This window comes from Bartonella sp. AA81SXKL, assembly GCF_042196945.1.
Classification (GTDB): Bacteria; Pseudomonadota; Alphaproteobacteria; order Rhizobiales; family Rhizobiaceae; genus Bartonella.
In genome coordinates, this window is the sequence record NZ_JBHIRH010000035.1 from 1 (window position 1) to 4689 (window position 4689).

Below are 4689 nucleotides of genomic sequence, written 5' to 3' on the forward strand. Positions count from 1 at the left end.
AGCATAGATTTCTTTTGTTAAAGGGTTAAGTCCATAAGTATTGGCAACAAAAAGAAAAACGGCAAATTCTGCATCAGTGATGACATTAGCATTTTTATCTCCAATACAAGTTTTTATGATTGTGGTTCGAAATTCTTCAGCAGAAAATCCATATTTTTCTGCCATTTCTTTTAAAAAAGTAGAATTTTTCATCTTGATTTCCTACATTGCGCGCAATTCACCCGTGGCGTGAATCACGCTGGTGTTTAAAAGTTGGTTGTGTGGTTAAAAACGGCTTATATGGCTATTACGGTATTACCAAAAATCTCGGCAAAACCACAAACTTTAGCTTTTCCATAAACTTTGGCGTTACCAGAAACCCAGCAATTGCCATCATGAGAGAGATTGCTTTCATTTTCTATAAAACCGCCTAGGTCACCTTTTTTGACATATCCAAAGTCTCTTAATGCTCTAATTCGGTGAAGAGTTCTTCCATCAAACGGAATTGTTTCATCAGTAAGTTCGTATTTTTTCATCTGGTTTGTTACCTAGTTGAGATTCTTTTATCGCCATCAATCCAGTCGTCCCAACATACACATGCTTCACCGTAAATTTTTGCATGACCGTAAACATGCGCATCACCGGAAACTTCTGCATTGCCGTAAACACGCGCCCTATCATAAATGTATGCCTTTTCGTAAACTTGTGCATTGCCATAAACTTCTGCATTATCAAAAACGTGCGGTTCACCGCAAATATATGCATCACCGTAAACTTCTGCATCACCGTAAATGCATGGTTCATCGCAAACTTCTGCTTTGCCATAAATACGAGAATTGTTGTAAACATGTGCATAACCGTAAACTTGTGCATTTTCGTAAACCTTAGCATCACCAAAAACCTTGGCATAACCATAGACTTTTGCATAATCCCCAATCCAGCAATTACCATGATGCGATAGGTTGTCTTCTTTCTCGATATAGCCTCCTAAATCACCTTTCTCGACGTTTCCAAAGTCTCGTAATGCGCGAATGCGGTGGAGAGTTTTGCCCCCAACTTCGATTGTTTCATCAGTAAGTTCGTATTTTTTTTCCATGGTTTATTGCCTCATGCCCTTATCTTAAAACAGTGTCATTTCCAGATACTTTTGTATTTCCGGTTACTTTGGCATTCTCGCAAACTAGTGCACCACCAAACACACGGGCATTTCCAGAGATTTCTGCTTGACCGCCAATTTTAGCTTTTTCAGAAACATGTGCACCTTGGTGGACTGCGGCATCGCCATAAACCTTAGCCTTTCCAAAAACACGTGCATCATCTGCAATACATGCGGATTCAAAAACACAAGCATCGTCAAAAATTTCTGCGTTCTTTGAAATTATTGCATTACCGCCAATCTTTGCATCATGGTATATTCGTGCATTACCAGAAACAGAAGCTTTATCGTACACTTTCGCGTTCCCATAAATTTTTGCAAGTACGTGAACACGGGCATTACCGTAAACTTTTGCATGATTGAAAATGTGTGCACCACTCAAAATTTGTGCATCATCGAAAATTGTTGCGTTATCATAAACCAATGCACAATCTTGGATTAGTGCATTGGCATAGACTTCGGCATTCCCAAAAACCTTTGCACTATCTCCAACCCAGCAATTGCCATCATGTGATAAATTACCCTCATGCTCTATAAAACCACCAACGTCACCTTTCTTGACTCTTCCAAAGTCTCTCAGTGCACGAATGCGGTGGAGAGTTTTGCCCCCAACTTCGATTGTTTCATCAGTCAGTTCATATTTCTTTTCCATGATTTTACTCCTTTAAGTTAGATTCTGCCTTTGTCGTTCTTGCAAAAGAACGGCATTGCATTGTGTGGTGAATTTTTTGAAAAGGTGGCGTCTTTTAAAAACGCCTTTAGCTTTTAAAGCACATCACAAGGACGCAAACGGTGTTGTTGTTCGTAAGAACCATACATTGCATCATCATATTCGCGCTGTTTTATATCATCTAAAAAAAACCGTATGCGTTACTGTCTTTAACAAAGTCGTGAGGTATATTGCCGTTGAAACATTGCTCTTCACATTCTTTCAGATAGCATTCGGCAATATCTTCAGAGATATCTTCACAACGATTAGTCGTTGGTTCTACGCGCAAAATTTGGACAGCATTATCGGTTTGGTCGATAAAATTGATAATGTCCTTTTCTTCTAATAAAGGGCCAGATTTAGCGAGATTTTGTTCTTCATTTTCGCAGATGACTAAGAGAATTTCATCAGAATTTATAAACACTGGTTTTTTCACAAATGCCTCCATACTGCCTATTGGCAATGGTTATTTTTTACTGTATGAGGGCATTTATATGCTCATATTGCACATATGTCAACAAAAAATATGTGCAAGATGAACATATATAGTGAGTATTATATTATTTAGGATATATAAAATGAATGACATTGATTACCTTATAATGGAGGAAGTGAATAAGCTTAATGTAGATAAACAAAGAAGATTAATTATTATTCTTCGTCTTTTAAGGTATTTAAAATGCGAAGAAGCCACTGCTTTTTTTCAGGAGATATATCTTTTAAAGCGTTAAAAACTTCTTTTTGAAGTTCGCGGTCTGAAAGAGCAGTTGTAGATTTTGTTTTTATACCCTGTCCTTCACCAGTCAATAACCACCCTGTGCTTACGTTAAAAGCTTTTGCGTATCGACTCGCGGCTTTATTGATGCCGCGAACTCCTTGTTCATGTTGTATGTAAGTGTAATATGGCCAGCCATAATATTGAGCTGCTGCGCGAGCAGATTTAAATCCTTTAGCAATTCTTGCTTCTGTTAAGCGTATAGCTTGGTCTGTTTTTTGTTCTGGCATTCTATTAAATCCTTTTCATTCATAATGCACATATTATGTGTGCTTTTCGACTTGACTTTTTTCTGTGCACATTGCACACTTAATTTTATGAATAAGATAGAAGCAAAAGAACTAAGAAAACGCCTTAATCTTACGCTGGACGAAATGGCGGCGTTATTAGGCGTCAACAAATCAACGGTATGGCGTTGGGAAAAATATGGTGTTCCTTCAAGAGGAGCAGTGGCTTATCTTTTAAAATCTTTATGCGATCAAGAGCAACACCCCCCAATGTCGAAAATTTGCAAGAGCTGCGGTGTTGATCACACCGGCGATAGTTTGCAGCCTTAAGGAGATCAAAATGAGTTCGAATGAAATTTTATGGATAGCAGTGGTTTCAGTTTTGCTTTTAAGCGGAGTGATGTTTCGTATTGCTTTGTATTATCGCCATCAAGTTAAAGCACTTAAAGAGCAGGTTCAAGATATTAAGAAAAAAATGAAAGAGAATGAGTTTAGGTATTTAATGGAAAGCAAGCAGACAATTGATGAATGTGATGCGGATCTTGAAGAACGTGACAAGGAAATTAAAGAACTGAAGCAAGAGATTGAAGAACGTGACGAGGAAATTAAACAACTGAAACAAAAGACTGAAGAGCATGAAAAGGCGTTCAGAAATGTAAGTGAAGTTGTAATGACACTCGAAGCAGATGTGCAATCACGTGATACGGAAATTAAAGAACTGAAGCAAGAGATTGAAGAACTAAAACAAAAGATAGATGCGTATCGAGAAGAGTTTAAACGGAAAAGTGAAAAGATACAGGCACTAAAAGCAGATGTGCAATCACGTGATACGGAAATTAAAGAACTTAAACAAAAGATAGAAGAACGTGACGACGAGGAAATTGAAGAACGTGACAAGGAAATTAAACAACTGAAGCAAGAGCTTAAGCCGCGTGATGAAGCAGTAAAAGCGCCGCCTCATAAGAATAAGAAGAGTAAGAAGAAAAGTAAGTGAGAAGATAGGGGTGGAAGATATGATACTTAAAAAGAAGTATGAATTTACTGATGAAATAATCAAATTTTGTGGCAAAACTCTTCACCGTATTCGTGCATTAAAAGACTTTGGAGATGTCGAGCAATGGGATCTAGGTGGTTTTATAGAGCATGAGGGCAACTTATCTCATGAGGGTAATTGTTGGATTTACGATGAGGCACATGTTTATAGCAATGCACGAGTTTACGGCAATGCCAAGGTTTATGGTAAGGCATGTGTTAATGAAAATGCATGTGTTGGTAACAATGCTCAGGTTTACGATAATGCACACGTTTACGGTGATGCAGAAATTTATGATCATGCGCATGTTTACGGCAGAGCTAAGGTTTATGGAAATGCTCATGTTTTTGATCAGGCGCATGTATATGGTACAGCAGCAATTCATGAATTTGCCAATGCATTTGGTAATGCACGTATTTCTCAAGATATTATTGGTAGTATTGCGTCGGTTGATGGTAGCGAAAAAAAATACGAACTTACTGATGAAACAATTGAAGTTGATGATCATACTCTTTACCGCATACGTGCATTGAGAGACTTTGGTGATGTCAAAAAAGGTGATTTAGGGGGCTGGGTAGAAAGTGAAGATAACCTAAGTCATGAAGGCAATTGCTGGATCAGTGGTGGAGGGGCGGTTTTTGGTGGTACAAGAATAAGGGGTGGTGAACATATAAACTCTCAGTTCGTTTCTAATAAGACTTATGAATTGTCTATGTTAACACCACAACGATATATGGCATCTCTACCTTGGCACCGTAGAATATGGGAGCGACTCCGTTATTATTGGGAGTACAGAATATGGCTTTAGAG

General features: G+C 38.2%; 7 protein-coding genes and 2 pseudogenes. 3 read left to right on the plus strand and 6 right to left on the minus strand.

What is annotated here, in order from left to right; translation table 11 throughout:
• From ACFINZ_RS08825 to ACFINZ_RS08850, 6 genes and pseudogenes are all read right to left on the minus strand, one after another.
• Nucleotides 1-192: pseudogene (locus ACFINZ_RS08825) on the minus strand (recombinase); the annotation flags it as partial.
• 83 nt (nucleotides 193-275) lie between these two features.
• Nucleotides 276-515, minus strand: coding sequence for a hypothetical protein (locus ACFINZ_RS08830; RefSeq protein ID WP_375701341.1), 240 nt, complete (start codon nucleotides 513-515; stop codon nucleotides 276-278).
• Between the two features lie 8 nt (nucleotides 516-523).
• On the minus strand, nucleotides 524-1075 hold the full coding sequence (locus tag ACFINZ_RS08835) for a hypothetical protein (protein WP_375701342.1): 552 nt from the start codon (nucleotides 1073-1075) through the stop codon (nucleotides 524-526).
• 19 nt (nucleotides 1076-1094) lie between these two features.
• Entirely contained in the window at nucleotides 1095-1787 is a 693-nt protein-coding gene (locus tag ACFINZ_RS08840) for a hypothetical protein (RefSeq protein WP_375701343.1), read from the minus strand.
• Between the two features lie 113 nt (nucleotides 1788-1900).
• Nucleotides 1901-2280 (minus strand): annotated as a pseudogene (locus tag ACFINZ_RS08845) (hypothetical protein).
• Between the two features lie 215 nt (nucleotides 2281-2495).
• Entirely contained in the window at nucleotides 2496-2849 is a 354-nt protein-coding gene (locus ACFINZ_RS08850; RefSeq protein WP_375628671.1) for an XRE family transcriptional regulator, read from the minus strand.
• An 87-nt stretch (nucleotides 2850-2936) separates the two neighbouring features.
• Between ACFINZ_RS08850 and ACFINZ_RS08855 the strand changes: the two genes are divergently transcribed.
• The 3 genes from ACFINZ_RS08855 to ACFINZ_RS08865 are packed head-to-tail and all read left to right on the plus strand — an operon-like array spanning nucleotide 2937 to nucleotide 4687.
• Nucleotides 2937-3176 carry a helix-turn-helix domain-containing protein gene (locus ACFINZ_RS08855; protein ID WP_375628672.1) on the plus strand — a complete coding sequence of 80 codons (240 nt, stop codon included), beginning with the start codon at nucleotides 2937-2939 and terminating at the stop codon, nucleotides 3174-3176.
• A 10-nt stretch (nucleotides 3177-3186) separates the two neighbouring features.
• Nucleotides 3187-3840 (plus strand): hypothetical protein, encoded by a 654-nt coding sequence (locus tag ACFINZ_RS08860; RefSeq protein WP_375697095.1) that lies wholly within the window; start codon nucleotides 3187-3189, stop codon nucleotides 3838-3840.
• Between the two features lie 19 nt (nucleotides 3841-3859).
• A complete protein-coding gene (locus ACFINZ_RS08865; protein ID WP_375612603.1) occupies nucleotides 3860-4687 on the plus strand; it encodes a hypothetical protein in 828 nt (275 codons plus the stop codon).
• The last annotated feature ends 2 nt before the right edge of the window (nucleotides 4688-4689 follow it).